Origin of the sequence: Massilia cellulosiltytica, from assembly GCF_047325105.1 — a bacterium.
Taxonomy (GTDB): domain Bacteria; phylum Pseudomonadota; class Gammaproteobacteria; order Burkholderiales; family Burkholderiaceae_D; genus Telluria; species Telluria orientalis.
Map to the genome: position 1 here is coordinate 1,721,215 of NZ_CP168562.1, position 26,783 is coordinate 1,747,997.

The 26,783-nt window shown below is 64.9% G+C and carries 25 protein-coding genes; 9 read left to right on the forward strand and 16 right to left on the reverse strand.

Annotated features, from left to right (window positions below; genetic code table 11):
- Window positions 1-3: 3 nt before the first annotated feature.
- Together ACEN9H_RS07660 and ACEN9H_RS07665 are read left to right on the forward strand one after the other, a co-directional pair.
- Window positions 4-777: a hypothetical protein gene (locus ACEN9H_RS07660; RefSeq protein ID WP_056137164.1), complete on the forward strand. Its 774-nt coding sequence runs from the start codon at window positions 4-6 to the stop codon at window positions 775-777.
- Between the two features lie 100 nt (window positions 778-877).
- The gene (locus tag ACEN9H_RS07665) at window positions 878-3,838 is read left to right on the forward strand and encodes a putative bifunctional diguanylate cyclase/phosphodiesterase (protein WP_413674294.1); all 2,961 of its coding nucleotides are present in this window, start codon (window positions 878-880) and stop codon (window positions 3,836-3,838) included.
- Here ACEN9H_RS07665 and ACEN9H_RS07670 read toward each other — a convergent pair.
- The 4 genes from ACEN9H_RS07670 to ACEN9H_RS07685 all read right to left on the reverse strand — a co-directional run bounded on the left by ACEN9H_RS07670 (window position 3,835) and on the right by ACEN9H_RS07685 (window position 6,625).
- Entirely contained in the window at window positions 3,835-4,176 is a 342-nt protein-coding gene (locus tag ACEN9H_RS07670) for a DUF4124 domain-containing protein (protein WP_413674295.1), read from the reverse strand. The two genes, ACEN9H_RS07665 and ACEN9H_RS07670, sit on opposite strands and share 4 nt — an antisense overlap.
- Before the next feature lie 62 nt (window positions 4,177-4,238).
- A complete protein-coding gene (locus ACEN9H_RS07675) occupies window positions 4,239-5,192 on the reverse strand; it encodes a DMT family transporter (protein WP_413674296.1) in 954 nt (317 codons plus the stop codon).
- Window positions 5,193-5,299: 107 nt separating this feature from the next.
- Entirely contained in the window at window positions 5,300-5,941 is a 642-nt protein-coding gene (locus tag ACEN9H_RS07680) for a hypothetical protein (protein ID WP_413674297.1), read from the reverse strand.
- Between the two features lie 72 nt (window positions 5,942-6,013).
- Window positions 6,014-6,625: a hypothetical protein gene (locus tag ACEN9H_RS07685; RefSeq protein ID WP_413674298.1), complete on the reverse strand. Its 612-nt coding sequence runs from the start codon at window positions 6,623-6,625 to the stop codon at window positions 6,014-6,016.
- Window positions 6,626-6,921: 296 nt separating this feature from the next.
- On the opposite strand from ACEN9H_RS07685, the gene ACEN9H_RS07690 reads away from it, so the two are divergent.
- The 3 genes from ACEN9H_RS07690 to ACEN9H_RS07700 are packed head-to-tail and all read left to right on the forward strand — an operon-like array spanning window position 6,922 to window position 9,540.
- Window positions 6,922-8,439: a TadE/TadG family type IV pilus assembly protein gene (locus ACEN9H_RS07690; protein WP_413674299.1), complete on the forward strand. Its 1,518-nt coding sequence runs from the start codon at window positions 6,922-6,924 to the stop codon at window positions 8,437-8,439.
- A complete protein-coding gene (locus tag ACEN9H_RS07695) occupies window positions 8,436-8,930 on the forward strand; it encodes a TadE/TadG family type IV pilus assembly protein (protein WP_371768145.1) in 495 nt (164 codons plus the stop codon). Before ACEN9H_RS07690 ends, ACEN9H_RS07695 begins: the two co-directional genes overlap by 4 nt.
- Window positions 8,931-8,979: 49 nt before the next feature.
- Window positions 8,980-9,540 carry a TadE family protein gene (locus ACEN9H_RS07700; RefSeq protein WP_413674300.1) on the forward strand — a complete coding sequence of 187 codons (561 nt, stop codon included), beginning with the start codon at window positions 8,980-8,982 and terminating at the stop codon, window positions 9,538-9,540.
- Between the two features lie 71 nt (window positions 9,541-9,611).
- On the opposite strand, the gene ACEN9H_RS07705 is transcribed toward ACEN9H_RS07700, so the two are convergent.
- The 5 genes from ACEN9H_RS07705 to ompR form a co-directional block, all read right to left on the reverse strand.
- On the reverse strand, window positions 9,612-10,064 hold the full coding sequence (locus ACEN9H_RS07705) for a hypothetical protein (RefSeq protein WP_413674301.1): 453 nt from the start codon (window positions 10,062-10,064) through the stop codon (window positions 9,612-9,614).
- Window positions 10,057-10,785: an AraC family transcriptional regulator gene (locus ACEN9H_RS07710; RefSeq protein WP_413674302.1), complete on the reverse strand. Its 729-nt coding sequence runs from the start codon at window positions 10,783-10,785 to the stop codon at window positions 10,057-10,059. Before ACEN9H_RS07710 ends, ACEN9H_RS07705 begins: the two co-directional genes overlap by 8 nt.
- Window positions 10,786-11,035: 250 nt before the next feature.
- Window positions 11,036-11,395 carry a YXWGXW repeat-containing protein gene (locus tag ACEN9H_RS07715; RefSeq protein ID WP_056137188.1) on the reverse strand — a complete coding sequence of 120 codons (360 nt, stop codon included), beginning with the start codon at window positions 11,393-11,395 and terminating at the stop codon, window positions 11,036-11,038.
- 107 nt (window positions 11,396-11,502) lie between these two features.
- The gene (locus tag ACEN9H_RS07720) at window positions 11,503-12,849 is read right to left on the reverse strand and encodes an ATP-binding protein (protein WP_056137190.1); all 1,347 of its coding nucleotides are present in this window, start codon (window positions 12,847-12,849) and stop codon (window positions 11,503-11,505) included.
- A 29-nt stretch (window positions 12,850-12,878) separates the two neighbouring features.
- The gene (gene ompR / locus ACEN9H_RS07725) at window positions 12,879-13,643 is read right to left on the reverse strand and encodes a two-component system response regulator OmpR (protein ID WP_056137191.1); all 765 of its coding nucleotides are present in this window, start codon (window positions 13,641-13,643) and stop codon (window positions 12,879-12,881) included.
- 219 nt (window positions 13,644-13,862) lie between these two features.
- Here ompR and ACEN9H_RS07730 point away from each other — a divergent pair, with 219 nt between their 5' ends.
- The 3 genes from ACEN9H_RS07730 to ACEN9H_RS07740 all read left to right on the forward strand — a co-directional run bounded on the left by ACEN9H_RS07730 (window position 13,863) and on the right by ACEN9H_RS07740 (window position 18,188).
- A complete protein-coding gene (locus ACEN9H_RS07730) occupies window positions 13,863-14,243 on the forward strand; it encodes a hypothetical protein (RefSeq protein ID WP_202114494.1) in 381 nt (126 codons plus the stop codon).
- A gap of 117 nt (window positions 14,244-14,360) precedes the next feature.
- Window positions 14,361-16,244, forward strand: a complete 1,884-nt coding sequence (locus ACEN9H_RS07735) for a flagellar assembly protein A (protein WP_413674303.1) — start codon at window positions 14,361-14,363, stop codon at window positions 16,242-16,244.
- Between the two features lie 75 nt (window positions 16,245-16,319).
- Entirely contained in the window at window positions 16,320-18,188 is a 1,869-nt protein-coding gene (locus ACEN9H_RS07740; RefSeq protein WP_371768151.1) for a M2 family metallopeptidase, read from the forward strand.
- Here ACEN9H_RS07740 and ACEN9H_RS07745 read toward each other — a convergent pair.
- Complete coding sequence (locus ACEN9H_RS07745) at window positions 18,185-19,222, reverse strand: HDOD domain-containing protein (RefSeq protein ID WP_413674304.1); 1,038 nt, start codon at window positions 19,220-19,222, stop codon at window positions 18,185-18,187. The two genes, ACEN9H_RS07740 and ACEN9H_RS07745, sit on opposite strands and share 4 nt — an antisense overlap.
- Before the next feature lie 152 nt (window positions 19,223-19,374).
- Here ACEN9H_RS07745 and ACEN9H_RS07750 point away from each other — a divergent pair, with 152 nt between their 5' ends.
- A complete protein-coding gene (locus ACEN9H_RS07750; protein ID WP_056137447.1) occupies window positions 19,375-19,839 on the forward strand; it encodes a chemotaxis protein CheW in 465 nt (154 codons plus the stop codon).
- Between the two features lie 217 nt (window positions 19,840-20,056).
- On the opposite strand, the gene ACEN9H_RS07755 is transcribed toward ACEN9H_RS07750, so the two are convergent.
- The 6 genes from ACEN9H_RS07755 to ACEN9H_RS07780 form a co-directional block, all read right to left on the reverse strand.
- On the reverse strand, window positions 20,057-22,024 hold the full coding sequence (locus tag ACEN9H_RS07755) for an ATP-binding cassette domain-containing protein (RefSeq protein ID WP_371764465.1): 1,968 nt from the start codon (window positions 22,022-22,024) through the stop codon (window positions 20,057-20,059).
- A gap of 127 nt (window positions 22,025-22,151) precedes the next feature.
- Window positions 22,152-23,039, reverse strand: a complete 888-nt coding sequence (gene prmB, locus ACEN9H_RS07760) for a 50S ribosomal protein L3 N(5)-glutamine methyltransferase (protein WP_413674305.1) — start codon at window positions 23,037-23,039, stop codon at window positions 22,152-22,154.
- Window positions 23,040-23,054: 15 nt separating this feature from the next.
- Window positions 23,055-24,206, reverse strand: coding sequence for a succinyl-diaminopimelate desuccinylase (gene dapE, locus ACEN9H_RS07765; RefSeq protein WP_413674306.1), 1,152 nt, complete (start codon window positions 24,204-24,206; stop codon window positions 23,055-23,057).
- Entirely contained in the window at window positions 24,203-24,565 is a 363-nt protein-coding gene (locus ACEN9H_RS07770) for an ArsC family reductase (RefSeq protein WP_056137195.1), read from the reverse strand. Before ACEN9H_RS07770 ends, dapE begins: the two co-directional genes overlap by 4 nt.
- A 237-nt stretch (window positions 24,566-24,802) precedes the next feature.
- Window positions 24,803-25,411, reverse strand: coding sequence for a hypothetical protein (locus tag ACEN9H_RS07775; protein ID WP_413674307.1), 609 nt, complete (start codon window positions 25,409-25,411; stop codon window positions 24,803-24,805).
- A 73-nt stretch (window positions 25,412-25,484) separates the two neighbouring features.
- The gene (locus tag ACEN9H_RS07780) at window positions 25,485-26,627 is read right to left on the reverse strand and encodes a PilT/PilU family type 4a pilus ATPase (RefSeq protein ID WP_413674308.1); all 1,143 of its coding nucleotides are present in this window, start codon (window positions 26,625-26,627) and stop codon (window positions 25,485-25,487) included.
- Window positions 26,628-26,783 lie beyond the last annotated feature (156 nt).

Consider the following 26,783-nt stretch of genomic DNA (forward strand, 5'->3'; position numbering starts at 1 on the left):
AACATGGAAATGCGCCACCCCGGCGTTCTTCGCCCCGCCGTTTCAGGCCCCGCCGCCGGCGTGGGCAAGCCGACCGAACGCCTGCCCTTCACCATCCGCCGCGTGGACAACGAGGCCGACTTGTGGAAAGCCGTGCGCGTGCGTCACGCCGCGTATGCGCGCCACGTCCCGGACTTCGCGCGGCAACTCGTCAAGCCCGAATCTTCCGACTACGGCGACGACGCAATCGTTTTCCTCGCCGAATCCAAGCTGGACGGCGCACCACTGGGCACGGCCCGGATGCAGACGAACCTGGACGAGCCGCTGCATGTCGAAGCGTCCGTCGAGTTGCCCGACTGGCTGCGTGGCCAGCCGCTGGCCGAGATGAGCCGCCTGGGCGTGGACAACGGCCGCATCGGCCGCATGGTCAAGACCGCGCTGCTGAAGGCCGGCGTCATGTATTGCCAGCAGAACGGCATCCACTGGGCCCTGGCGACCGGCCGCGCGCCGATCGACCGCCAGTACGAACAGCTGACCTTCGTCGACGTGTTCCCGGAACTGGGCTTCATCCCGCTGCGCCACGTGGGCAATATTCCGCACCGGATCATGGCGTTCGACATCTCGACGATCGAGGAGCGCTGGACGGCCGCGCAGCATCCGCTGCTGAACTTCTTCTGCCACACGCACCACCCGGACATCGATGTCCGGGGCCATGCCGGTGTGCGGCCGCCGTTACCCAATGCGGGTGGGATGGGTGTTGTAAGGCAGGCATCGGAATGGCACGAACTTGTTGCCTGATCCATTAATTGCATGACGGCACTACTGTAAAGCTGTATCCTTGCGAAACGATAACGGCCGCCCGCGCCGACGGGCCGCGATACGAGCTTCTCAGATACTCATGCAATTCACATCATCCGGTCGCTGGAAACTGCCGGGCATGGCGCAGTCCGCGCTGGACCTGACGTTCAAGGCGTTCGCCTATTATCTGATTCCGATCGTGATCGGTGTCGTTTCCATCATCGCCCTCGTGTGCTGGGACAGCCAGTACGTGTCGGGCAGCAGCGATGCGCGCGACATCCGCGTCCTGAAGGAAACCGCTCCGCTGAGCCCGCCCGCGGCCAACGCCCGCCTGCATGCCGCCGTTCCGGTGTCGTACTTCGACACCCACCTGTCCGAAGCGCCCGTGTGGTTCCGCTTCAGCACGCGTCCGCGCGCGCCCGGCAGCATCGTCGGCGACGTCATCGAATTCCCGTCGCGCCACGCCGTCGATATTTCCTGCTGGGACGCCGCCACCCTGCAACTGCTCGGCATGGCCACGCGCGAGCAGGGCACGCCCTATCTGCATCCGTCCAAGGCCGGCTTCGCCCTGCAACTCACCGATCTGCCGCGCGAGATCCTGTGCCGCGGCACCTTCGCCGGCCCCGCGCGCGTGAACGTCGTGCAATGGCCGGAGACCCAGTTCGACCTGTCCGTCGAGGGCTACCACCGCAAGTCGGGCCTGCTCGACGGCGGCATGATCGTGCTGTCGCTGTTCGTCCTGATCACGGCGCTCATCAACCGCCAGCCGCTGTACGTGCTGTTTTCCGGCTGGCTGCTGCTGAACCTGCGCATCGCCGGACTGTCGGCCGGCTGGGACATCCAGTGGCTGGGCATGACCGTGCCGCCGCAATGGATGCTGCTGGGCCGCTCGCTGACGATCGCGTTGTACGGCGTGTCCACGCTCACGCTGTACCAGGCCCTGTTCCGCGAAGAGCTCGTCAAGACGCGCTGGGCGATCCCGCTGCGCATCACGCAATGGGCGTGCATCCCGCTGCTCATCGGTGCCGTCACCATGCCGTACGGGACGTTCCTGCCGATGCTGTGGGTCATCATGGCCTTCGGTTTCACGCTGATGACGCTGGGCCTCATCACGATCATCATCCGTTCGCGCAACCGCGTGGCGGGCTGGTTCGCGGCCTCGTTCGCGCTCACCTATGTCGCCTCGCTGGCCGAGGTCGTGTCGGCGGCGCTCGGCATGCACCAGGTGCTGAACGTGATCAACAGCGTAACGGCGGCGCTCGCGTCGAGCCTGCTGGCCGCGCTGGCCGTCGCCGAGCAGATGCGCATGGAAACGCAGAAGCGCCGCGAAGCGCAGGAAAAGCTGGAAAATGCCTACGAAGCGATGCCCGTCGGCCTGTTCACGCTGGACATGTACGGCAACATCGTGAGCGCCAACCCGGCCATGCGCAAGATGCTGGGCATCACCGAGATCGTCCCCGGCCGCACGTCGTGGAAGCAATTCTTCGCCGACAGCCTGTGGTCGGAATTGCTGGAGCAGGTGCACCTGCGCAGCAACGCCGAGATGCAGATCGCCAGCCGCGACGGCGCCCAGCGCTTCATGGTCAGCGCCACGCTCGCGCGCGGCCGCGTGGAGGCGGTGCTGCAGGACGTCACCGAGCAATACCAGGCCACCGAGCAACTGCGCTTCATGGCCAACAACGACCCGCTGACGAAAGTCTTCAACCGGCGCGGCATCGAAAAGATGTTCGAGGGCGCGGCCCAGCTGCTCAACGCGGGCAAGCCGCTGGCGCTGGCCTACATCGACCTCGACCGTTTTAAACTGATCAACGACCTGTTCGGCCACGCGGCCGGCGACGAAGTGCTGAAGCAGGTGTGCGAACGCATGGAGCTGACCCTGGCCGGCGGCCAGAAGATCGGCCGCGTGGGCGGTGACGAATTCGTCATCGTCATGCCGGATACCGCGATCCCGCTGGCGTCGCTGATCTGCCGCGGCATCGTCGACCGCATCGGCGGCACGCCGTACCGCGTGGGCGACAAGGCGTTCCACGTGCGCGGCTCCGTCGGCCTGATCGAAGTCTCGCCGGGCATGCCGATGAAGGACGCCGTGTCCACCGCGGACCGCGCCTGCCGCGAGGCGAAGGGCGGGCACCACGAAGGCCTCGTCGTGTACGAACGCGGTTCGAACGCGTTCCAGGAGCGCGCCAACGAATTGAACCTCGTCGCGCGCCTGTCGGGTCCGGACGCCACCGACGGCATGTTCCTCGAGATGCAGCCGATCATGTCGCTCTCCGCGCCGTACGAATCGCTGAACTTCGAGGTACTGCTGCGCATGCGCGAGGCGGATGGCCGCGTGGCCCCAGCCGGCCCGCTGATCGCCGCCGCCGAGAAGAGCGGGCGTGCGGGCGTGATCGACCGCTGGGTGCTGTCGACGACGCTGTCGTGGATCGAGGACAACCTGGAATCGCTGACCAATACGCGCTTCGTGTGCATGAACCTGTCCGGCGCGTCGCTCAACGACGAGCGCTTCGTGCAGGACACGCTGGAAGTCCTGGCCCGCTACACGCATGTGGCGAGCCGCCTGTGCATCGAGATCACGGAAAGCGTGGCGCTGCACGACCTGGACAACACGCGCCGCTTCATCGACCAGGTGCGCAACTTCGGCGTGAAGGTGGCGCTGGACGATTTCGGCGCGGGCTACACGTCGTTCTCGTACCTGAAGGAGCTGCCGGCGGACGTGCTCAAGATCGATGGCAACTTCATCGTCAACATCAACGCGCACCCGGCCAACGTGGCCATCGTGGAAGCGATCGTCAACCTGGCCGGCAACCTGGGCATGCGCACGATCGCGGAGTGGGCCGAGGACGCGGCCACGATCCGCACGCTGGCGGAGATCGGCGTCGACTACGTGCAGGGCTATGCGGTGGCGCGTTCGCAGCTGCCGGAAAAACTGCTCGCCGCGAGTTCATCGGCCAGCTTCATCCAGGGCGAGGACGTGCTGCAGCTCGTGCGCACGCTGGGTACGTCGGCCAACGAGTCCGACCTGCTCGGATTCGCGCCCTGCGACGAGCACCTGTTCTAATTCAAACCGGCCAGGCGCGGGCGCGCATCCTGCAGCATCAGCATGCGCCGCGCTTCCTTCAGCGTGGCGATGTCGCGCGCCAGCTTCATGGGCGCCGCGAGATTCGGCCGTTTCCACGTCACGCGCGGCAGCTCGGCCGCGGGCAGCACGTGGCGCTGCGGCGGCAGAGGGCCCGAGTCGCGCGACACGGGCGTCGAGACGGAACCGGACGCGCAGGGCTGGTCCGTCAGCGTGACGTGACCATTGCTGTCCACGCATTTGACGATCTCGCCGGCCCATGCCGGCGCCGCCAGTACCGCGGCGGCGATCATGCTCAGCAGTCTAACTGGGCGTTTCATGGTGTTCTCCTGTGCTAGGTTCCCATCGTGCCCGGCGCGGCCGCCTGCCTCTGTTCGGTGCTTCACCCAGTGCGCATGTCGGCCTCCAGCGCCGTCGGGACGCGCGTTTCTTCGCGATGTGCCCGCGTGCACAGGACGACCCCCGCGACCAGTAGCGCCAGCGCGACCGCTTCGAGCGGCGTCGGCCAGCGGCCCTCCCACAGGTAGCCGTACAGCGACGCGAAGATGGTCTCGAACACGATCATCTGCCCCGTGAGCGTGAGCGGCAGCGCGCGGCTGGCCACGTTCCACAGTCCATTGCCGAGCACCGAACAGAACAGCGCCATCGCGCCGACGAGACCGGCGAAGCGCAGCCAGTCCGCGTTCGTGTGGACGAGTGTGTCGCCATACAACGCGGGCACCGCCAGCACGATCGCTTCGAGGCCCGTGATGACGCCCGTCAACAGGCTCCAGTCCTGCGCCGACACGTGGGCCAGCCGCGCGAGCCAGCGGCTGTTGCTGACGGCATACGTCGTCCACGACACGAGCGCGCCACCGGCGCACAGCAAGCCCGTCAGGGAACTCCAGCCGGAGGTGGCAAGCGATTGCCAGCTGATGCAGACGAGCCCGGCCATGCTGCAGGCCAGCGAGGGCAGCAGTTCGCGCAGTGTCGGAGAATGGCGCTCGCGGCTGCCGACGAGCGTCACGGCGAGCGGCAGCAGGCCGATCACGAAGGCAGTCATCGCGACGCCGCCCGTCTGCACGGCCCTGGCCAGCAGGACGTAGTACAGGATGTTGCCGATGAAACTGAGCCACGCGAGGGCCCGCCACTCGCGCCAGCCGAGCGCGCCCTTCAGCCGGCGCCAAGACGGCGCGACGAGCACGGCGGCGACGAGCCCGTAGGCGAGATAGCGCCCGGCGGACAGTTGCAGCGGCGGAAAATCGGCGGCCAGCTTGGGCGCCAGGAAGACGAGTCCCCAGAACGCGCCGGCGACGATGCCTGCCGCGATGCCGAGAAGGGTTTTGTTGGTGGTCACGGGATGCTCCAGATGCGGAAAGCATCCATTGTCGGGGGAGGGCGACGGGGTGTCTTGGCTGGAACTACTGGCGAATTGACCGCGTCTCGCGATGTCTGCCTTGCGCGCTAGAGCACTGCCCGATTCTGCGAAATCGACCGGTTGAATTCGAGCCAGCTATTGCCGAGCTCCGTGATCTGGTAGTCATTGCCGATACGCTGCAAAAACATATTCGATTCCAGCCAGGTCCGGATTTCCTCGCTCATCATGGGCGCATCCAGGCCGCATTGAATGCTGTTGAGCGCACGCACGCAGGCATAATGCTTCAGCGCCTGCCGGCCTTTCACGGTGATCACGGGCTTGCCGTCGTCATCCAGCTGAATCAGGCCAAATCGGCGCAATTCAACGGGACACTCGGCAATCGTCATCCTGTGCATGCCGGTGTCCGCTTCGAAGCGAAGACGGTGCAGGATCGCCATCGCTGCCGCGTCGAGCGTGACCGGGTCGTCGTCGTCGGTTGACGCTGGATGCGGATCCGCGGACCCGGACGGCGCTTCATCTGTACGACGTCGCTGCGCGCGGCGTTCCTCGGGAATGGCCAGCACACGCTCGACCAGCGCCTCGTCGAGGCCATTGCGCAGGAGTAGATTTTTCGCGGCGGCGTTGCCGAAACTGCGCCGCATGGCGAACATGGTGCGCAGGATTTTTGCGGTGACGCCATCGGTACGTCGATCTCCCGAGCGTCGATCAGGGTGAATCACGAGAGCCATGGCCGCCAAAAGATGTGTCGATGATTAATAATAACAAAAAATCATCAAAAATGGAGGCTCAGGCTGTTTGTCTTACTGAAACAAGCGGCCGGGTTCGGCCCTTTCCGCCATTGTCGCGCCAGGCTTCCGATAAGTCAGCCCCACGAGCGAAACGGCGATAATCCAGAGTGCCCATGCGTCAAGCATGTAGGGGAACAGGGCCACTGGATTCCCTCCAGGCGCCAGGACGCCTCCAGACACCAGGGCCGCGCCGGCGCCCAGAGCCAACACTGCGCTGGATATGAAGAAGTGCCGCAGGCAGAAGCTGATCCTGGACCAGGGGAAAAAGATCAGTCCAGCCATGCAGAACGTGAAAAGGGTGCAGGAACCGGATTTTATCGACAGCCCCCAAAGTCCCCCGATCCCTGCCAACGCCAGGCACGGCAACACGTCGCTGCCGCTATAGCCACCTGATGACACCTGGGCGCCGCGATTGGAACTGCCGAATCCAGGCCACCATGCCCTGCACCTCCGTAGTGCGAGGGAAGAAATCATGCCGCCGATGAGTGCGACCGTGAGATGCAAGCGTATTCCCCCGCCGTGCTGGAAAAGCAGGATTTCAAATACGCCCCACCCAAGAATCGAGCAGAAAAATACGCTGAATGTCAGGTTTGCCGTTGCCGAATCAATTTTTCTGCGAACCATGATGATGGCTTTCCAAGGTCAATGGGCGACGGGTTCGACGTTTTCGAATCACAGGAACCCCCAGTCTGGTCGCCTACGAAATTTGCCTCAAGCAAACGCCTGCCCAAGGTTGATGTGGCTCAGTCGTTACCAGCCCAATTGAGGCGCGCTGCCTGGACGCAGGCAGTGTTGTACGTTCTCCGCATCCCAATCGAGATTGCTGGGAATCAATGCCACAGTGTTGCTCAACCTTAAAATCTACCTTGGCTCTATTTAATTGATCTGTCGCAAATATCGCCAGATGAAGGAGGAACGTGATGAAAGAAAAGATGCCCACGCTCGATCGGCATTCCCCTTTCCTGACAGACGGGTCGTTCTCTTGTGCTGGCCGCAGCATGAATCGGGAAACCGGCGCAATTGCCATCATGACCGCCATACTTCTGCCCATAATTTTTGGCTTTTTTATGCTGGCTCTCGATTTCTCGCGGATTTACAACCGTAAAGTGGAAATGCAGACCTTGGCTGACGCCGTTGCGATCGCCGCAGCGAAAAAACTGGATGGAACAACCACTGGAATCAGCGCGGCGCTGGCTGCTGCGCAGGGCGTCGTGGAAGACCCGGCGAATGGTCCCAAGTACGACTATCTGAACAATATTACTTGGGAAAATGCCGCGATAAAATTTGGGGCTTCACCTGACGGTAACACGGGCTGGAAATCCGACGGAGAGGCGGCAGCTTCTCCAGCCGGGCTAGTGTTCGTAAAAGTGGACACCGGGCTGCTGAGCGGACATTACGGAAAAGTCGACATGTTCTTCGCTCCCATACTGTCCTCATCTTTCAGTTCCGTCGAAACCAGCCACATTACCATTGCAGGCAAGGCGCGGCTCCAGGTTACGCCGCTGGCCATTTGCGCTATGTCTCCCACGGCGAGAGCAAGGCGCCAGAACTCGAACGGGACCCAATACGACGAACTGGCCGAGTACGGCTTTCGCCGCGGTGTCGGCTATAACCTCATGAACCTCAATCCGAATGGGCCAACAGCAATGAGTTTCCAGGTCGACCCGGTTTCATTGGCAGGCGGCGCTGCAACCAATTTCAACCAATCGATTTACGAGCCGTATATCTGCACAGGAACGATGGCCGTCCCGAAAGTGACGGGTGCGACGGTTGCCGTCCAGAGCCCATTTCCAATTGGTACGTACTACAGTCATCTCAACTCCCGATTTGACCCTTATTCGGGGACCTGCGACGTCAACACTTCGCCGCCGGACAGCAATGTCAAGCAATACGCGTTTGCCGGCGTGAGCTGGATGTCCACGAAGGCTACGGTCCAGGTTGCAAAAACGGATACCTCGACTACCGCAATGCTGCAGACGGTTGCCGAGATTGGGCCGACGAATTACCCGACTGCGGTGGATTACGGAGCGCTCTGGTCTTTTGCCCGCGCGGTTCCCTGGTCGTCCGTTGCAGACCCGGCCGCACCGGAACCCGCCGGGGGGTATACCCCCTTCAATGCAACTTCACTCATCTGGAGCAAGTTATATGGCTCGGCGTCGACGGTTGGAACCTATCCGAGCTCGACACCTTATCTCGCGACCAGTGGCAGCTCATATTTTCAGACTCCGCCAACAGTGGCGCGCCGGCCCGGCGCCAAGAATAGACGGGTCCTGAACATACCCCTGCTTTCGTGTCCAGTAACCGGCTCTACCGCGACGGTGCTCGGGATCGGGAAATTCTTGATGACCATACCGGCCGATTCCAGCGCCATCTACGCGGAGTTCGGCGGCATTGCGACTGACGCGCAACTGGGCGGACCCGTGGAGATCTATCAATGAGCGCACCGATTCGAAAACCGTCCTTGCGCGGAAGAGGCAGCGTTGCCGTCGAGTGCGCAATCGTACTTCCGATTCTCCTGCTCCTGATAAGTGGACTGTTGTTCTTTGCCCGGGTTTTCTGGTGCTACACCGTCGCACAAAAGGCCGCGCATGATGGCGCCAGGTTCCTGGCGGCGACCACACTGCGGGAAATCGCGCCATCGTCAGCCGGCCCCGTGGTACCCGTTGCCGTCGTGGCACAGAAAATCGCAATGGATGAGCTCGCAGAACTGAATCCCGGCGGGGGTATCAGCGCCACGGCCCTGTGTTACGTAGGTAGCCCGACCCCGTACTGGGACCTGTGCTACGGCTACGACGTCCCGAAGAAGGTTTCGGTACGCGTCACCGTTTCCGTCTCCGACCCGTTCTTCGATCCATTTACAGAGCTATTTACCGATGGCAGTCCAATCATTCTCAGGGCGGTCATGGCAACGGACTATGTAGGGGGCTGAGGTGAGGAGACCATCCATTCGGCCCCGGAGGTGGGCCGCACAGAGCGGCGTGGCAGCAGTTGAATTTGCGCTGGTTGCGCTTCTGTTTTTCACGGTCGTACTCGGCACCATCGAGATCGCCCGGGTAATGTACATGTACAACACACTTGCCGAGGTCACCCGGAGCGCAGCGAGAGCCGCCGCCAATATCGACTGGCGCGACACCACCGAATTGGATCGTGCGAAGCAGCACGCGATTTTTCGAGATTCCCCAGGAGAACTTCCGTTCGGTGCGCCTATCACTGACCAGCACATCCGCATCGATTACCTGTACCTGAAACAGGACGGCACGACGACTTACGAACCCATCTCGGCCGGATCCATGCCCGGCAGCCCCGGCAAGAACCGTCACAACTGCCTGGCAAATCCTTATGGCAGCGCAACAGGCCCATCCAATACCTGTATTCGCATCGTTCGTGCCCGGATATGCAAACCCGATACCGATTGCGAAGCTGTCGACTACCAAATTCTGATCCCCCTCGTGAACCTGGGAGTAAAGCTGCCGATATCCACTACGCTCGTCAGCGCCGAGACGCTGGGCTATCATGCCGGCGATCCAGTTTCACCTTGAGCGAAATTGAATCGCCTGCGCCGGCTACGCTTCAACAGGCTTTCGAAGCGTCGGTTTGCGGCCCGCAGCTTTCATTTCTTGCGATGAAACCGCCGCGCCCCGATGGGCTTTCCGGCCGCATACTCGATCAATTCGATATGCTGGGTATCGTAGATCAATGGATAATTGATCCGCACCGCCGAGCCACCGCTGCCGCAGGTACCGTCATCCAGTTGGAGCAGATAGGTCGGTATGCTGCCCTTGGCCCCCGCGACGAACTTCGTGCCGCGCGCGTTCACGTACACCGTTCCCGGCTTTTCCTGTCGTACCGCGAATTGGCGCACGCATTTGGGCACCGACTTGTCCCGCCCATGCCAGGCGATGGTGTCGCCCTTCACGGTAAGCGTCGTGTAGGGCGATGCCGCCTGGTCGTCCGCGAGCCAGAGTCCGGCAAACGGCACGGGATCCGCCAGCACAGGCGAACTGCAGCCAAGGCCGGCCACGACCGCAAGGAGCCGTGCGCAAGACATCACACGCTCAGCCATGCCGATTCGCCCGTCGATACGCCCCAGGCGTCATCCCCGTCGCATCCCGGAGCGCCCGCGTCAGCGCGCTCTGGTCCGAAAAGCCTGCCGCCAGCGCAATCTCGGCGATGGAACGCGGCGTGTCCGCCAGCCATGCCTGTGCGCGTGCCAGGCGGACGCCGCGCAGCCACGCGTGCGGACTCGTGTCCAGTTCCGTGCGGAACAGGGCGTGCAGGCGGCTGACGGACAGGCCCGCGTGGCGCGCCATCGAATCCGTCGTCCAGGCGAGACCGGGCTCCGTTTCGACGCTGGCCATGAGCGCGGCGAGGCGCGAGGCGGGGCGGGGCGCGTCCAGCGCGATGGTGTCGAGCAGCAGCGGGACCCAGCCCCGCAGCAGTCCGCGATCGAAGGACTGCGACCGCATCACGCCCATGAATTCGACCAGCTTGCGCGCGCCCGGGCCGAGGCTCATGAACGGGCGGTCGAGCATGCGGTCCCAGGCCGGGTGCGCCATGGCGGCCGGTTCGACGTCGAGGATCAGCGACTGGTTGGTCCCGATGCCGCACTGGGCGTGCCAGGCATTCGGCGCGACGCAGGCGGCGCGCAGCGGGTCGAGCCGTCCGCGGCGGCCTTCGATGTCGAGCAGCACGGCGCCGCTCACGGGCAGGACCAGCTGGGCGAACACGTGGCGGTCGGTGACGATGTCGGCGCCATAGGTGCGCAGGTGGAGGTCGGTATCCATGGCGGGCAGTCTAGCAGTGATTGTGCGACAAGGCCTACAAGTCGACGGGAAAAAATATATGCGCCTACCCTCTTGCAGGCGCGGCCGCCGTCCCAATTTGCCATCCTGATTCAGCGCCTTCGGGCGCGTGTCTCCTCTGTCTCCTCCAAGTGCAAACTTGGATTTACCGCCTGGCGCAGCAATGCGCAGGCGGTTTCTTTTTTGTGGGGTGCGCCCGGCCAGCCTGTCCGGGCGCGGTGCCGCCGCTGCGTCAGTCCCGGCGCGGATTGTTGGGATGGTCGTCGAACCGGTTCGGCACGCCGTCGCCGTCACGATCGCCGCGGCGCCACCCGCCGCGTTCCATCACCCAGTGGCCGTCGCGCTCGACCCAGGTCGGTGCGCGGTAGGCGTAGCCGTGGCGCTCGCGCAGCCATTTGCCGTTCGTCCAGACGTAGCGGCCGTGGCGCCATTCCCAATGGCCCGGGGCCCACACGTAACCGTGGCGCGCGGCCGGGATGCGCTCGTCGCGCGGCGGGGGCGGGGCAGTGCGGATGACGACGTCGGCGGCGGCCGGCAGCGCGACGCTGCCGAAGGAGCCTGCAACCAAAGCGGCAATGAGCAGTTTTTTCATCTTGGCCTCCTCATAAGTAGGTGTAGACCGACTGTACTGCCGCGTTGCGGGCGCGACCGTGCGGCGTTTCGCTTAACGCCGCAACTTAAGGTGCGATGGGGAAAGAGTCAGGTGGCCAGGGGCAACGCGAACTGCAGCACGAGCCCGCCGCCGTCGCGGTTGCGCACGGTGAGCTCGGCGTTGTGGCGGGTGATCACGCGTTCGACGATGGCGAGGCCCAGGCCGGCGCCGTTGGCCTGGCCGCGGGCGCTGTCCAGGCGGGTGAACGGCCGCAGCAGCTGCTCGATCTGGTCGTCCGGGACGCCGGTGCCGTGGTCGTTGATCTCGACGACGGCACGGCGGCCGTGGCCCGTCATCCTGACGTGCAGGGCCATGTCGATCTCGGTGACGTCCGCGCCCGGCGTCTTGCCGTAGCGGCGCGCGTTCTCGATCACGTTGTTGATCACGCGGCGCAGGTCGGTCGAGTTGCCCATCACGTGGATGTCCGCGTCGATGTCGGTCGTCGTGCGCACGTCCGGCAGGCGGGCGGCCGTGTGCGCGCAATCTTCCAGCAGTTCCGAGAGGTTCACCGGCACGAACGTCGCGCTTTCCGTGGGGCGCGCGAAGTCGAGGAACTGGCCGATGATGGCGTCCATCTGGGCGATGTCCGACTGCATGCCGGTGCGGGCTTCGTCCGACAGCGGCGCCATCTCCACTTCCAGCTGCATGCGCGCGAGCGGGGTGCGCAGGTCGTGCGAGATGCCGGCCAGGATCACGGCGCGGTCCTTCTCGAGCTGCTGCAGGTCGTCGACCATCTGGTTGAAGCTGCGGTTCGCCTCGATGATCTCGCGCGATCCTTTTTCCGGCAGCGGAGTAGGGCGCTTGCCCTGGGCGATCGAGCGCGCGGCCGCCGTCAGGCGCGCGAGCGGCAGATTGACGAGGCTCGAGATCAGTGCGGCGCCCAGCAGCGACAGCACGCCGACGACCGTGGCCCAGCCGAGCCACTGCACGCGCGTGAGGCCGGGCAGCTTGTCGCGCTCGAGCATGAGCCAGTACTTGTCGCCGTCGATGTCGAAGCTGACCCAGAAGCCGGGGATCTCGTTGACCATGCGTGAGAAGCGCGTGTCCGGGCCCAGCTTGTCGCGCACGAGGGCGGCCACTTCCGGCATCAGCGAATTTGGCGGCGGCGGTTCGACCGTGTCGGTCGGCTTCACGTCGTAGATGCGGATGCCCTCGTTCGACACCAACTCGAATAACAGTTCGCGCCGCAGGTCGGGCGCGGAGTGCGTCAGCGCGGCCTTCGTGATGGTGACGACGGAGACCAGCAGCTCGGCCGTCTGCTCGACCTGCGGGCCGCGCTGGAAGACATTGAGCATGCCGATCCACGAGGCCATCGACAGGCCCGTCAGCATGGACAGCAGGAAGAAGGTGCGCCAGAACAGGCCACTCTTCATCCTGCCGAAAATCCGCGGCATGGCCTGTTCCTTCGACGTTGATGCGAACACTAGCGCGGCTGGCCTTCAGGAATGAATACGTAGCCCAGGCCCCATACGGTCTGGATGTACAGCGGGCTCGACGGGTCCGGCTCGATCAGCTTGCGCAGGCGCGAGATCTGCACGTCGAGCGAGCGGTCGAATACTTCGTACTCGCGGCCGCGCGCCAGTTCCATCAGTTTTTCGCGCGACAGCGGCTGGCGCGCATGGCGCGCGAACACTTTCAGCACCGAGAACTCGCCCGTGGTCAACGGCACGGTCTCGCCGTTTTTCTTGAGCGTGCGCGTGCCGAGGTCCAGCACGAAGTCGCCGAATTCGAAGGTTTGCGGCGTCTCGCTCGGCGCGCCGGGGATCTCGTCCGGGCCCTTGCGGCGCAGGACCGCGTTGATGCGGGCCACCAGCTCGCGCGGGTTGAAGGGCTTCGGCAGGTAGTCGTCCGCGCCCATCTCGAGGCCGACGATGCGGTCGACGTCCTCGCCTTTCGCGGTCAGCATGATGATCGGGGTCTGGTCGCCGGCACCGCGCAGGCGGCGGCAGATCGACAGGCCGTCTTCACCGGGCAGCATCAGGTCCAGCACGAGCAGGTCGTAGCGCTCGCGCAGCCACAGTTTATTCATTGCCGGCGCGCTTTCGGCAGTCACGACCTGGAAGCCCTGTTCGGTCAGGTAGCGGCGCAGCAGGTCGCGCAGGCGCACGTCGTCGTCGACGACCATGATCCGGGCGGAGTGGCCGCCATTCGCGCCGGCCGTGCCGGCATTCGAGCTCGTTGCATTCATTGTTCTGTCGGATTTGTCAGATTAATGTCGCTATGGTAACGTCTTATGGCTCGACGCCAAGGGGGTATCGTTGAGCCATTACATTGTGTTACAAACTTTACCCAATTCGCCTTATGCCCGGAGTCGATTCCTCATACACTGGCCTCATCGAATCGCAGCTTACACCACAGCTCAAAACCACAGCTTACTCCTGACACGGCAACGCGAATGAGGAACACCATGAACAGTGCGTTCACACATCACCACGCAGCGAAAAAGGCCGGCCGCCTGGCCCGCTTCGCTGTGCTGGCGTGCGCCCTGGTGCTGGGAGCCGGCGGCGCGTTTGCCCAGCAAAACGGCGACCGGCGGGACGACCGCGGCGACCGGGGTGACTTGCAATCGCAATCGCAGCCGCAGTTCTCGCGTTTCCGCCTGCCTCCGCAGGGCCGCGACCAGCGCGACGACATGCGCGCCTACGAGGAACAGCGCCGTGCCCAGCAGCAGGACCAGCGCGAGCAGCAGCACGAGCGCCGCGGCAGCCGCATGACGCCGGACGAACGGCGCGACCTGCGCCGCCAGATCAACGAAGCGGGCATGGACCTGTACCCTCAGCGTCGCTGAAATTTCTCTACATCAACTTAGTTGCTTGTTGTTTATTTTCAAGTGACAACATGATACGCTAGCCGGATTCTGCCGCGGCCCAGCCCATGCCGCGGCATCAACCGCACGGAGCGTATCGTGACCACAGACATTTCCGTAACGGCGACCCGGTTCGCCGCGACCGGTCCCGAGCATTGCATCGCCAAACGCGACGACGGCGTGTATGCCGATCCCTCCGTGCTCGGCACCACGCTGGTCGCTGCCATCGACAACGTCTACCGCGCGGGGAACTACTTCACGGGGATCGATTATCCCGTGCTGATGAAGGCGCTGTTCGGCCACGGTCCGGAGCTGCCGCAAGGGCCGGACGGCACGACGCTCGTGCGCTTCGCGGCCGACATCCAGACCTTCGATCCGGCGCGCCGTGCCCTGTACCGCGCCGTCAAGATCGGACGCGGCTATGCGGAATATTACTTCGAGCCCGTCTGGCTGCCCGACCCGGCCGACCCCGACGCCCCTGGCTTCCAGACCCGCCTCGATCTCGACGAATTCATCGCCGACGTGTGGATCAAGGGCATCCGCTTCGGCCTCGACCTGCCGGCCATCCGCGCCGCGATGGAATCCACCAGGGCCGACCGCGTCACGGTCGCGCGCCAGCTCGAGCCGAGGCCGGGCGAGGATGCCCACATCGTCGAAGTGTCGGACGACCTCCACCGCAGCGATGCGCCGCTCGAACTGGGCAATGGCCGCCTCGACCTGAACAGCTTCCAGAACCGCTTCCCGCAGATCCAGGCCGGCGTACGCCTGTTGAAGAAAGTCCCGGCGACGGCGGGCGCGATGGGCTTCGAGATGTCCGGCGCGCCGCTGCCGCCCGAGCCGGGGCGCGACGTCGACCTGCCGGCATATGCGGGCACCGGCACGAAGGTGGAGCGCACGCCGGAAGGCGAGTTCCTCGTGTCCAGCGCGGCCGGGTTCCTGATGGTCGATGCGAAGACGAGCCGCATCTCGGTCGAGGACAAGGTCGTCAGCCGCGACGGCGTCAGCGCCAAGACGACGGGTAACCTGAGCCTCACCGGCGACTACGAGGAGTTCGGCGAAGTCCAGGAAAAGCGCGTGATCGAGGCCGACAGCATCACCGTCCACGGCGACGTGTTCGGCAGCCTCGTGTCGCGCGGCGGCACGGTCGACGTGCGCGCGAACCTCGTGGGCGGCAGCGCCCGCAATGCGCGCGGCGACATCCACGTGCGCGGCGTCGCGTCGGCTTCGGTGCTGTGCGCGGAAGACGGCCGGATCGTCGTCGAGCGCGCGGAAAACTGCGTCATCGCGGGCACGCGCGTCGAGGTCAATCATGCCGTCAACTGCGAGATCGTCGGCGACGAAGTCGTCGTGAACATGGCCGAGGGCTGCGCGCTCGCGGGCCGGCGCGTGACGGTGGAATGCACGGTGCCGCGCAAGCAGAGCGAGATGCTGGTGGCCGTGCTGCGCGAGGAAGGCCAGCAGATCGACGAGGTGATCGCGGCGGTGACGCAGCGCGTCGCGCAGTTCGCCACCCTGGCCGCGCAGCTGAAGGCCGCGCAGGATGCGCTGACGGGCAAGCCGGACGTGCGCCGCTACCTGATGCTGGCCACGCGCGTGCGCAAGGGCGAGATCAGCCTGACGCCCGAGCAGGCGCGCCAGTTCCAGAAGATGGCGCAGGACGTGGGCCCGGCGCTGAAGGCGATCGGCGACGTCTCCGCGAAGATCAAGGCCGCGGAAGCGGAGCAGCAGGCGGGCACGCACATGCTTGCAAACCTGCAGGCGCAGCGCGGCGACGCGGCCAGCATTTCCAGCGTGGCGATCGCCTCGGTGCAGGGCGAGACGCAGGTGCGCATCCTCGCCTACAGCCCTGCGGGCGGCCAGCCCTGGCGGTGGTCGCCGCGCGAGATCCGCACCCGGCTGCGCGGGCCGCAGGCGGGAGAACTCCTGTTCCTGGGCGGCGCGGGCAGCGTCGCGTGGAGCAGCGATACCGTCGCTGCGTCGTAAAGTTTATACTTGGGCGTGGCCGCGAGGCCATACCCATAACGACTCCAATCCGACAGAGGGGAAACCTTGAACACCATGCGTCCCATCCTCCAGCGCCGCCCGATCGGCGCGCTGGTCGCCGCGATGTGTGCCGGCGCGCTATTCGCAGCGCCGGCATATTCTGCAACCAAGGCAGCCAGCAGCAAGGGCAAGCCGACCGTGGCCGAAGCAGAGCGCTTCGTCGCCGAATCCGAAAAGAAGCTCGACCAGCTGGGCCTCGACGCCGGCCGCGCCGAGTGGGTGGCCGAGAACTTCATCACGCTCGACACCGAGACACTGACCGCGCAGGCCAACGAACAATACCTGACCGTGAGCGGCGACATCGCCCTCAAGGCGCGCCGCTACAACGGCCTGAAGGTCCCGGAAGCGAGCGCCCGCAAGCTGATGCTGATGCAGCAGTCGCTGATGCTGGAAAACGCCGACGACCGCGGCGCATACGCGCGCCTGGCCGCCAGCATGACGGGCGCGTACGGCAAGGCGAAATACTGTCCGGCGGCCGCCGCCGGCGCGGCAAAGCCGGACTGCATGCCGCTGGGCGAACTGGAAAAAGTGCTGGCCACGAGCCACGACCCCGCGCGCCTGAAGGAAGTCTGGCTCGGCTGGCACGCCCAGTCGCCCGCGTACAAGCAGGACTATGCGAAGTATGTCGAGCTGTCGAACAAGGGCGCCCGCGCGATGGGCTATGCCGACACGGGCGCGCTGTGGCGCTCGCGTTACGACATGGCGCCGGATGCCTTCTCGGCCGAGATGGAGCGCCTGTGGCAGCAGGTGAAACCCCTGTACGACTCGCTGCACACGTACACGCGCTACAAGCTGCGCCAGGCCTACGGTCCGGACGTCGTGCCGGCCGACGGCCCGATCCCGGCCCACCTGCTGGGCAATATGTGGGCGCAAAGCTGGGACAACCTGTACCCGATCCTGAAGCCCGCGGGCCTCGAAAAGGGTGAAGACCTGACGGCGCTGCTGGAAGAGCGCAAGACGAGCGCCGTCGAGATGACGCGCTATGCCGAAGGCTTCTACACGTCGCTGGGCATGCGCAAGCTGCCGGCCACGTTCTGGGAACGTTCGCTGCTGACGAAGCCGCGCGACCGCGAAGTCGTGTGCCACGCATCGGCCTGGGACCTGGACGGCAAGGACGACGTGCGCGTCAAGATGTGCATCACGCCGACGGCCGAGGACTTCCGGGTCATCCACCACGAGCTGGGCCACCTGTACTACGACCTCGCGTACAGCAACCAGTCGCCCATGTTTAAGAACGGCGCCAACGACGGCTTCCACGAAGCGATCGGCGACACCGTCGCGCTGTCGATCACGCCGGCTTACCTGAAGAAGATCGGCCTGATGAAGACCGACCCGGATCCGAAGCAGGAAATCGGCCCGCTGCTGTACACGGCGCTGCAGAAGATCGCGTTCATGCCGTTCGCGTACAAGGTCGACAAGTGGCGCTGGCAGGTCTACGGCGGGCAGGTCAAGCCGGCCGACTACGACAAGGCCTGGTGGGCGCTGACGCAGCAGTACCAGGGCGTTTCCCGTCCCGCGCCGATCGCGGACGGCGGCTTCGACGCCGGCGCCAAGTTCCACGTCGCGAGCGACACGCCGTACGCGCGCTACTTCCTCGCCCACGTGCTGCAGTTCCAGTTCCACCGCGCGCTGTGCAAGGAAGCGGGCGACACGGGACCGCTGTACCGCTGCTCGATCTACGGCAACCAGAAGGCGGGCGCCAAGTTCCAGCAGATGCTGGAGATGGGCACGAGCAAGCCGTGGCCGGAAGCGCTGAAGGCCGTGACGGGGTCGGACAGGATGGATGCGACCGCGATGCTGGAATACTTCGCGCCGCTCAAGACCTGGCTGGATGAGCAGAACAAGCAGCTGGCCGTCGAAGACGCGAAGCTGACGAAGCGTTAATCCGCGGCGGCTTCCGCCAGGGCGGCGTAGCATTGCGCCGCTTCCGGCGGGAGCCCTGCGAACAGATGTTCATCCGCCTCGTCGACGAGTCCCTGCTCGACGAGCATCCGCACCTTCCCGAGATAATCCGCCAGCTTGAGCAAACGCCCCAGCGGCGACATGACCGCGCCGCGCCGCAAGTCGCCCTGTTCCAGCAGCGCCTGTGCCACCGTGTCGGGAAAATTCCACTCGCGCGCGATGCTTGCGCACAGGCCGCGCGTGGCGCGGGCCAGCTGGGCGAGGAACACGTCGGTGCCGAGGCGTTCGCCGTCCTTCGCTTCCTGGTCCATGATGCGCAGGCTGACGATCAGCCCCACGTTCTGCAGCAGCCCGGCGAGGAAGGCGTCGAACGGTTCGATGCCGGCGCCGGCCAGCTGGCGCGCGGCGATCGCGCAGCGCTCCGAATGCGCCCACAGGTGCTGCGCCAGCCGGCGCGTATAAAACCCCGAACGAACGTCGATGATGGGCCGGAACGCGACCGTCGTGATCAGCTGGCGCAAGCCCTCCTGGCCGATCAGGATCACGGCCTGTTCGACGCTCGTGATCGACTGGCCCGTCCCCCGGTAGCAGCTGTTGGCGAGACGGACGACGGCCGCCACCAGCACGGGATCGGTCGCGATCGTGCGCGACAGCGCGCTGCCGGAAAACGTCTCGCTGCGCAGGCTTTGCAGCAGTTGCGGGACGAGCCCCGGCATGCGCCGCACGAGCGCCGCGCCGGACTGCTGCGTGCCGACGATCGCCGCCAGCGCTTCCAGCACGCGCGTCTCGGCGTCGGAGAGTTCGAGGCCGCCGTCCGCGCGGTCGAACAGCCACGCGTGCCAGGCGCCGTTGATCCGTTCCAGCTGCTCGAACGAGACGGGGGCCGTGCGCGGTTGCGGCGCGGGTGCCGCGGGCGCGGGCGCGGGAGCAGGGGCGGGAACAGGCTCGACGGCCGGCTGCGGCTGCGCTTGCGCCACGGGCGGGCTGGAAAACAGGCTATGCAGCCACCGGAACATCGTCATCCCCTTTAGGTCAATTCCGAACATTGTACGGACGTAAGCGCTGAGCGCAAGGTAGGAAATGTCTCATTGATTGTTGACTGCACTCAACAATTTCCAATCGTCATCGCCTTAGCATGGCGATCTTGAGGAAAGGATCCGCCATGCACATGACTACGACGACCACCACCCAATTCCTGAGTTTTACCCTCGGCGGCCTCGAGTACGGGCTCGACGTCGCCAAGGTGCAGGAACTCCGGGTACTCAAGGCACTCGAGCGCTTCACATCGGACGGCGAGATCGTCGGCGGCGTGGCCGTCTCGCGCGGCGTGATCATGCCGCTCGTCGACATGCGCGCCGCCTGCGGCACATCGCCGGACGCGCCCGATCCGATGACGGACGTGATCATCCTCAGGCTGTCGACCTGCACGATGGGGATGGTGGTGGATGGCGTGACGGGCGTCGTGTCGCTGGCGCCCGAGCAGGTGTCGCCGGTGCCCGGTGCGGACCAGGCGCAGGTCGATTACCTGATCGGACTGGGGCAGATGGGGGCGCGGCGGTTGATTCTGGTCGATATCGACCGGTTGATGTCGGTGCGGAGGCCGAAGAAGGACGGGGCTCGGCAAGTCGCCTGACCGTCGTTCCCGCCTTCGCGCACTAGTGTCCGGAATATTGTTTTCAAAAACCGTCAGAAATAGCATCGTCATTCCCGCGCAAGCGGGAATCCATACTGCGTATGCTAACTACGTTCTTCATTTCCACCTCGTTGGCCACAAAGAGTCGACTTCGAGCAGTCAGCATGGGTTCCCGCTTTCGCGGGAACGACGGTTATTCGAGCGTGTACGTAAAAAATCAGGCGACCAGGCTTTCCAGCTGCTCCTGCAATTCCAGCCACTCGTTCTCGAGATTGCCCAGGTCCCGCGTCAAAAACGCCTGGTCGGCCACGAGATTCTTCAGCTCTTCCTTCTTGTCCGCCTCGTAGATGCCCGGCTCCAGCAGCCGGGCGTCGACCTCGGCCTTCTTCGCGTTCAGCTTGGCCATCTGCTCTTCCAGCCGCTTGATGCGGTTTTCGATGGGCTTCTTCAGCGCGGCCAGGCGCTGGCGCTCTTCCGCTTCCAGGCGTTTCTGTTCCTTTCGGTCGACGGCGGGCGCCGGTGCGGCCGGGCTTGAGGACGGCAGCGGCGCGCTCGTGCCGGCATCGCCCTTCAGCTTGGTCTGGAACAGCCAGTCCTTGTAGTCGTCCAGGTCGCCGTCGAACGGCTGCAGGCGGCCGTCGGCCACGATGATGAACTGGTCGGTCGTCGCGCGCAGCAGGTGGCGGTCGTGCGAGACGACGACGAGCGTGCCTTCGAACTGCGCCAGCGCCAGGGTGAGCGCCTCGCGCGTCTCCAGGTCCAGGTGGTTGGTCGGTTCGTCCAGCAGCAGCAGGTTCGGACGCTGCCACACGATCAGCGCCAGCGCCAGGCGTGCCTTCTCGCCGCCGGAGAACGGCTTGATGGAACTCGTCACCATATCTCCCGGGAAGTTGAAGCCGCCGAGGAAGTTGCGCAGTTCCTGCTCGCGCGTGGTCGGCGCGATCTTCTGCAGGTGCCACAGCGGCGATTCGTCGTGGCGCAGCATCTCGACCTGGTGCTGGGCGAAGTAGCCGATCACGAGGCCCTTGCCGAGCGTCGCCGTGCCCGCGAGCGGCGCGAGGTCGCCGGCCACGGTCTTGATCAGCGTGGATTTACCGGCGCCGTTCACGCCGAGGAGGCCGATGCGCTGGCCCGTCTGCAGCGAGAAGTTCACCTTGTGGACGATGGTCTTGCCGCCGACCTTGTCGCCATGCGCGTCGAGCAGCGGGTAGCCGGCGTCGACGTCTTCCATCACGAGCAGCGGATTCGGCGCCGAGACCGGGTCGCGGAATTCGAACGAGAACTCGGCCGCCGCGCGCAGCGGGGCCAGCTCTTCCATCTTCGCCAGCGCCTTCATGCGGCTCTGCGCCTGGCGGGCCTTGGTCGCCTTGGCCTTGAAGCGGTCGACGAACGATTGCAGGTGGGCGCGCGTGCGCTGCTGCTTTTCGTAGGCGGCCGCCGCCAGCACGAGGTGGGCGGCGCGTTGGCGCTCGAACGCGGAGTAGTTGCCCGAGTAGCGTGTCAAGCTGCGCTCGTGGATGTGCACGACCACGTTCACGATCTCGTCGAGGAAATCGCGGTCGTGCGAGATGATGATCAGGGTGCCGGTGTAGCGCTTGAGCCAGTCCTCGAGCCAGATGATGGCGTCGAGGTCCAGGTGGTTGGTCGGTTCGTCCAGCAGTAATAAATCGGAAGGGCACATCAGCGCCTGCGCCAGGTTCAGGCGCATGCGCCAGCCGCCGGAGAAGCTGGCGACCGGTTGGCGCATCTGGTCCAGCGAGAAGCCCAGGCCCAGCAGCAATTGCTCGGCACGGGACTGCACCGTGTACGCGTCGGCGTCGGCCAGCGCCGAGTGGACGTGGCCGATCGCGAGGCCGTTCTCCGTCGTGTGGGGCAGGGCTTCCAGGCGGTCCAGCTCGGCCTGCAGGGTGCGCAGGTTGGCGTCGCCGTCGATGGCGTACTCGATGGCGGGACGGTCGAGCGCCGGGGTCTCCTGCGCCACATAGGCCATGCGCCAGCGCGCGGGGAAGTCGATCGCGCCCTGGTCCGGGTGCAGCTCGTTGCGCAGCATCGCGAACAGGCTGGATTTGCCGGCGCCGTTCGCGCCGATCAGGCCGATCTTGTCGCCGGGATTGAGGGTCAGGTCGGCGTCTTCCAGCAGCGGTTTCGTGCCGCGCATCAGGCTGACGTTGGAGAATCGGATCATTTTGAAGAGAGGTAATGTAACCAACGTCGCCCCTGCGGAGGCAGGGGCCCAATTTCAGCTAGCGGTCCGCTGACAAACTTGGATCCCCGCCTGCGCGGGGACGACGGTTTTGGAACTGTCTTAAGAATTACTGCGCCAGCTGTTCAGCCGTCAGCAGGAAGACGGCATCATCGCCCTGGCTCGTGGTCAGCCAGGTGAGGCCCAGGTGCCCGAACGCCGCTTCCGCATACTCGCGCTCGTTGCCGATCTCGACGATCAGCACGCCTTCCGGCGTGAGGCGCTCGGCCGCGCCGTCGACGATCTTGCGCACGAGGTCCATGCCGTCTTCGCCGCCGGCCAATGCGATCTGCGGCTCGCGCAGGTATTCCGGCGGCAGCTTGCCCATCGAATCGCTGTTCACGTACGGCGGGTTCGTCACGATCAGGTCGTATTTCTTGAACGGGACGTGCTGGTACAGGTCGGACTCGATCGGGTTCACGCGGCCTTCGAGCTTGTAGTCGCGGATGTTGCGCTCGGCCACGGCCAGCGCGTCCTTCGAAATGTCGACGGCATCGACGACGGCGTTCTGGAACGCGTCCGCCAGCATGATCGCCAGGCAGCCGGAGCCGGTGCACAGTTCGAGCACGTTCTCGACGCCGTCCGGATCGGCCACCCACGGGCTGAACAGGTTCGGGATCAGCTCGGCGATGAACGAGCGCGGCACGAGCACTCTTTCGTCGACGTAGAAATTGTAGCTGCCCAGCCATGCCTCATTGGTGATGTAGGCGGCCGGCACGCGCTCGTTGACGCGGCGCTCGATGACGGCCATCACCTGCAGGATTTCTTCCGGCAGCAGGCGGGCGTCGAGGAAGGGCTCGAGCTTGTCCAGCGGCAGCTTCAGGGTGTGCAGGATCAGGTAGGCGGCCTCGTCGAACGCTTCGGCGCTGCCGTGGCCGAAGAACAGCTTCGCGCCGTTGAAACGGGTCACGGCGTAGCGCAGCAGGTCGCGGGGCGTGCAGAAATGGGTCGTGGTCATGGCCTGGTCTCGTCGTTATGCCGCGGACGGCGGGATGGTCAGCAATCGCTCCAGCGTGCGCCGGTAGATGTTCTTGAGCGGATCGATGTAACGCACTTCGATGTGCTCGTCGATCTTGTGGATGCTGTCGTTGGGTGGCCCGAATTCTATCACCTGGGGGCAGATACGGGCGATGAAGCGGCCGTCCGACGTCCCGCCCGTGGTCGAAAGTTCCGTCGTCACCCCCAGTTCCTGCTTGATCGAGCCGCAGATCGCGTCCGACAAGGTCCCCTTCGGCGTGAGGAACGGGTGGCCGGACAACGTCCATTTCAGGTCGTAGTCGAGGCCGTGGCGGTCGAGGATCGCGTGCACGCGCGCCTGCAGGCTCTCGGCCGTGCTGGCGGTCGAGAAGCGGAAATTGAAGTCGACCTTCAGCTCGCCCGGGATCACGTTCGTCGCCCCGGTACCGGCGGCGATATTGGACACCTGCCAGCTCGTCGGCGGGAAGTACTCGTTGCCCTCATCCCATTGCTCGGCAGCGAGCTCGGCCAGCGCCGGCGCCGCCTGGTGGATCGGGTTGCGCGCCAGGTGCGGGTAGGCGATATGGCCCTGCACGCCCTTGACGACGAGGCAGCCGGACAGCGAGCCGCGGCGGCCGTTCTTGATCATGTCGCCCAGCACGTGGCTGGACGTGGGTTCGCCCACGAGGCAGTAGTCGATCGTCTCGCCCCGTTCTTCCAGCAGGTCGCAGACGATGACGGTGCCATCGGTGGCCGGGCCTTCCTCGTCGGACGTGAGCAGGAACGCGATCGAGCCCATATGATCCGGGTGCGCCGCCACGAATTCCTCGACGGCGACGACCATGGCGGCGATCGACGTCTTCATGTCCGACGCGCCGCGGCCGTACAGCTTGCCGTCGCGCCGCGTCGGCACGAACGGTTGCGACGCCCACTGGCTTGCGGGACCGGTCGGGACGACGTCCGTGTGGCCGGCGAACACGAACACGGGCGCCGCATCGCCGCGCCGGGCCCACAAATTCGTCACGCCGTTCGACTCGATCGTCTCGCAGCGGAAGCCGAGCGGCGCCAGCAGGGCCTGCAGCTTCTGCTGGCAGCCCTTGTCCTGCGGCGTGACGGAATCGAGCGCGATCAGCTCCTCCGTCAGAAGTTGGGTGCGCGACGGCTTCATGCCGGCCAGTCTCCGAACAGGTCTTCGTACTGGGCGGCCGAGAAGCCGACGGACACGCGGCCGCCGCCTTCGAGGACCGGACGCTTGATGACGGACGGATTTTCCAGCATCAGGTCGAGGGCGCTGGCCTTGTCGACGACCTGCGCGCGGCGCTCGTCGGTCAGCTTGCGCCACGTGGTGCCCTTGCGGTTGACGAGCGTTTCCCAATCGATCTGCTCGAGCCAGCGCGCAACGGTGGCGCGGTCCAGGCCTTGCTTCTTGAAGTCGTGGAACTCGAATGCCTGGCCGTTGTCGGCGAGCCAGGTGCGGGCTTTCTTGACGGTGTCGCAGTTGGGAATACCGTAGAGGGTCTTCTTCATGGCGGGGTGGTCTTGCTGTTCGGGAAGGCGCGAAGGATAGCACAGGCCGGCTATCCCACCGGTAGTTTAGCAATGGCGAAGGGAGGACGGCGCACCGACCTGCGACGACCTGGTTAACAATGGCGCGGCGGGATAGAGAGCGTTGCCGGCGGCGTCCGGGTCGCCGTGCGCAGCCCGGCGGTACACGCCCATCGCCGGACGGCCGTCGTCGAGTAAACGCTGGCCGGCGAGGCCGGCTTACTTCTGCGGCCTGAAGGCGTGGCTGTTGTCGAACCCAAACTGCTGTTCGTCATACATCCGCTTCATCTTGCGCACTAGATGCGTTTGCAGAACGGGCGGCAGCTTGAAGTACGACGCGCTGGCGGTGGTCGAGCGTTGCAGGTCGAGGTCGCCCGTGATGGCCCGGATGGCGGCTTTGGCGTTACGATGAAAAGCGATCATCTTCAGCCGGCCTCCATAGGGGTCGCGCAGCATCTTGCCGTTGTCGCCGGCGTAGAAGCGGTAGACCAGGATCGGATCGACCAGGCCATCGCCGTCGATATCGTTCAACTCGGTCAGCTTGGTCCACCATTGCACACCGGCCGTCCCCGCCAGTGCGCTATCGCTGACTGTGCCCATGGGCGCCAGGGTTGGCCCTGCATTTATCTTGAACAAGTGCGCGCCGATCTTGCTCGACAAGGTGTCGTCATCGTAGCGACGGTCGCCGCTTTCGGTCAGGTACACCACGTATGCGCCGCTCTTGTCGCGATAGCAGAAGTGGGCGAATACCGGCAAGGTCACCTTGGCGGCCTTGAGGGTAGCGCGATGCAGCAGGAAGTCATCGCCGACGCAGCGCGAACCGGGCACGGCATGCACGTTCGAGGACGATAATACGAGAAGGCCACACAGGAGTGCGGTCCATAGCGGACGACCAGCCAAGTCAACTATCCAGCGTAAATTCCGTGAACGACGGCCCATCCGGCTCGGCCGGTTTGGGCGCTTCCTCTTCCTTGGCCTTGCTGTCCGGCCCGTTATTGATCAGCCAGAGCAGATTGGTGGCCGAGTCGGCATTCGCAAGTGCCTCGTCCTGCGTGATGAGGTCGGCCTGCACGAGTTCCAGCAACGCCTTCTCGAACGATTGCGACCCCGGCGACAGGCTCTTGTCCATCGCTTCCTTGATCTGGCCGATCTCGCCCTTTTCGATCAGGTCCGCGACGTAGCGCGTGTTGACCATGATCTCGACGGCCGCCTGGCGCCGCCCGCCGGCCTTCGCGCGCACGAGGCGCTGCGACACGATCGCCTTGACGGCGGACGACAGGTCCTGCAGCAGCGCGGGGCGGTTCTCGATCGGGTAGAAGCTGATGATGCGGTTCAGCGCGTTGTAGCTGTTGTTCGCGTGCAGGGTCGCCAGCACGAGGTGGCCGGACTGGGCATAGGCGAGGGCGGCGGCCATCGTGTCCTTGTCGCGGATCTCGCCGATCAGGATGCAGTCCGGCGCCTGGCGCATCGAATTGCGCAGGGCGACGTCGAAGCTCTTCGCGTCGCTGCCGATCTCGCGCTGGTTGACGATAGATTTTTTATTCTTGAACAGGTACTCGATCGGGTCTTCCAGCGTGAGGATGTGGCCGTGGCGCTGCTCGTTGCGGTGGTCGAGCATGGAGGCGATCGTCGTCGACTTGCCGGAGCCCGTCGCGCCGACGATCAAGAGCAGGCCGCGCTTCTCCATGATCAGTTCGGACAGCGCGGACGGCAGGCCCAGCTCGGCCAGCGGCGGGATCGTGGCGGGAACGAAACGGAACACGGCGGAAATGCTGCCGCGCTGGCGGAAGGCGGAGAGACGGAAACGGCCCAGGTTCGGAACCGAGATGCCCATGTTGAGCTCGTTTTCGCGGTCCAGCTCGTCCATCTGCTCCGGCGACGCGATTTCGGCCAGCAGCACGCGGATATTGTCCGGCTCGAGCTTGTTCTGGTTGATCGGGATGAGGTTCCCGTTGATCTTGATGTGGACTGGGGAATTGACCGCGAAGAACATGTCGGACGCGTTCTTTTCCTTCATCAACTGGAACAGGCGTTCCATCATCATGGACTCTCTCCTTGCTTTGCGCTAATACCCCCAACGTCGTTCCCGCGAAGGCGGGAACCCATGCTGAGGCACCGACGCCGCATCTTGCACTGCCGACGTGCGTTCGGCTGTGCGATGTCTGATGCCCAGTATGGATTCCCGCTTCCGCGGGAATGA

Excerpts from the sequence above, each read along its gene's own strand:
- prmB (WP_413674305.1), bottom strand. The coding sequence starts at position 23,039 with ATGACCACGACCCATTTCTGCACGCCCCGCGACCTGCTGCGCTACGCC.
- ACEN9H_RS07695 (WP_371768145.1), top strand. The coding sequence starts at position 8,436 with ATGAGCGCACCGATTCGAAAACCGTCCTTGCGCGGAAGAGGCAGCGTT.
- ACEN9H_RS07750 (WP_056137447.1), top strand. The coding sequence starts at position 19,375 with ATGACTACGACGACCACCACCCAATTCCTGAGTTTTACCCTCGGCGGC.
- ACEN9H_RS07670 (WP_413674295.1), bottom strand. The coding sequence starts at position 4,176 with ATGAAACGCCCAGTTAGACTGCTGAGCATGATCGCCGCCGCGGTACTG.
- ACEN9H_RS07690 (WP_413674299.1), top strand. The coding sequence starts at position 6,922 with ATGAAAGAAAAGATGCCCACGCTCGATCGGCATTCCCCTTTCCTGACA.
- ACEN9H_RS07665 (WP_413674294.1), top strand. The coding sequence starts at position 878 with ATGCAATTCACATCATCCGGTCGCTGGAAACTGCCGGGCATGGCGCAG.
- ACEN9H_RS07705 (WP_413674301.1), bottom strand. The coding sequence starts at position 10,064 with ATGGCTGAGCGTGTGATGTCTTGCGCACGGCTCCTTGCGGTCGTGGCC.
- ACEN9H_RS07770 (WP_056137195.1), bottom strand. The coding sequence starts at position 24,565 with ATGAAGAAGACCCTCTACGGTATTCCCAACTGCGACACCGTCAAGAAA.
- ACEN9H_RS07780 (WP_413674308.1), bottom strand. The coding sequence starts at position 26,627 with ATGATGATGGAACGCCTGTTCCAGTTGATGAAGGAAAAGAACGCGTCC.
- dapE (WP_413674306.1), bottom strand. The coding sequence starts at position 24,206 with ATGAAGCCGTCGCGCACCCAACTTCTGACGGAGGAGCTGATCGCGCTC.
- ACEN9H_RS07660 (WP_056137164.1), top strand. The coding sequence starts at position 4 with ATGGAAATGCGCCACCCCGGCGTTCTTCGCCCCGCCGTTTCAGGCCCC.
- ACEN9H_RS07755 (WP_371764465.1), bottom strand. The coding sequence starts at position 22,024 with ATGATCCGATTCTCCAACGTCAGCCTGATGCGCGGCACGAAACCGCTG.
- ACEN9H_RS07745 (WP_413674304.1), bottom strand. The coding sequence starts at position 19,222 with ATGTTCCGGTGGCTGCATAGCCTGTTTTCCAGCCCGCCCGTGGCGCAA.
- ACEN9H_RS07710 (WP_413674302.1), bottom strand. The coding sequence starts at position 10,785 with ATGGATACCGACCTCCACCTGCGCACCTATGGCGCCGACATCGTCACC.
- ACEN9H_RS07730 (WP_202114494.1), top strand. The coding sequence starts at position 13,863 with ATGAACAGTGCGTTCACACATCACCACGCAGCGAAAAAGGCCGGCCGC.
- ompR (WP_056137191.1), bottom strand. The coding sequence starts at position 13,643 with ATGAATGCAACGAGCTCGAATGCCGGCACGGCCGGCGCGAATGGCGGC.
- ACEN9H_RS07685 (WP_413674298.1), bottom strand. The coding sequence starts at position 6,625 with ATGGTTCGCAGAAAAATTGATTCGGCAACGGCAAACCTGACATTCAGC.
- ACEN9H_RS07740 (WP_371768151.1), top strand. The coding sequence starts at position 16,320 with ATGCGTCCCATCCTCCAGCGCCGCCCGATCGGCGCGCTGGTCGCCGCG.
- ACEN9H_RS07680 (WP_413674297.1), bottom strand. The coding sequence starts at position 5,941 with ATGGCTCTCGTGATTCACCCTGATCGACGCTCGGGAGATCGACGTACC.
- ACEN9H_RS07720 (WP_056137190.1), bottom strand. The coding sequence starts at position 12,849 with ATGCCGCGGATTTTCGGCAGGATGAAGAGTGGCCTGTTCTGGCGCACC.
- ACEN9H_RS07715 (WP_056137188.1), bottom strand. The coding sequence starts at position 11,395 with ATGAAAAAACTGCTCATTGCCGCTTTGGTTGCAGGCTCCTTCGGCAGC.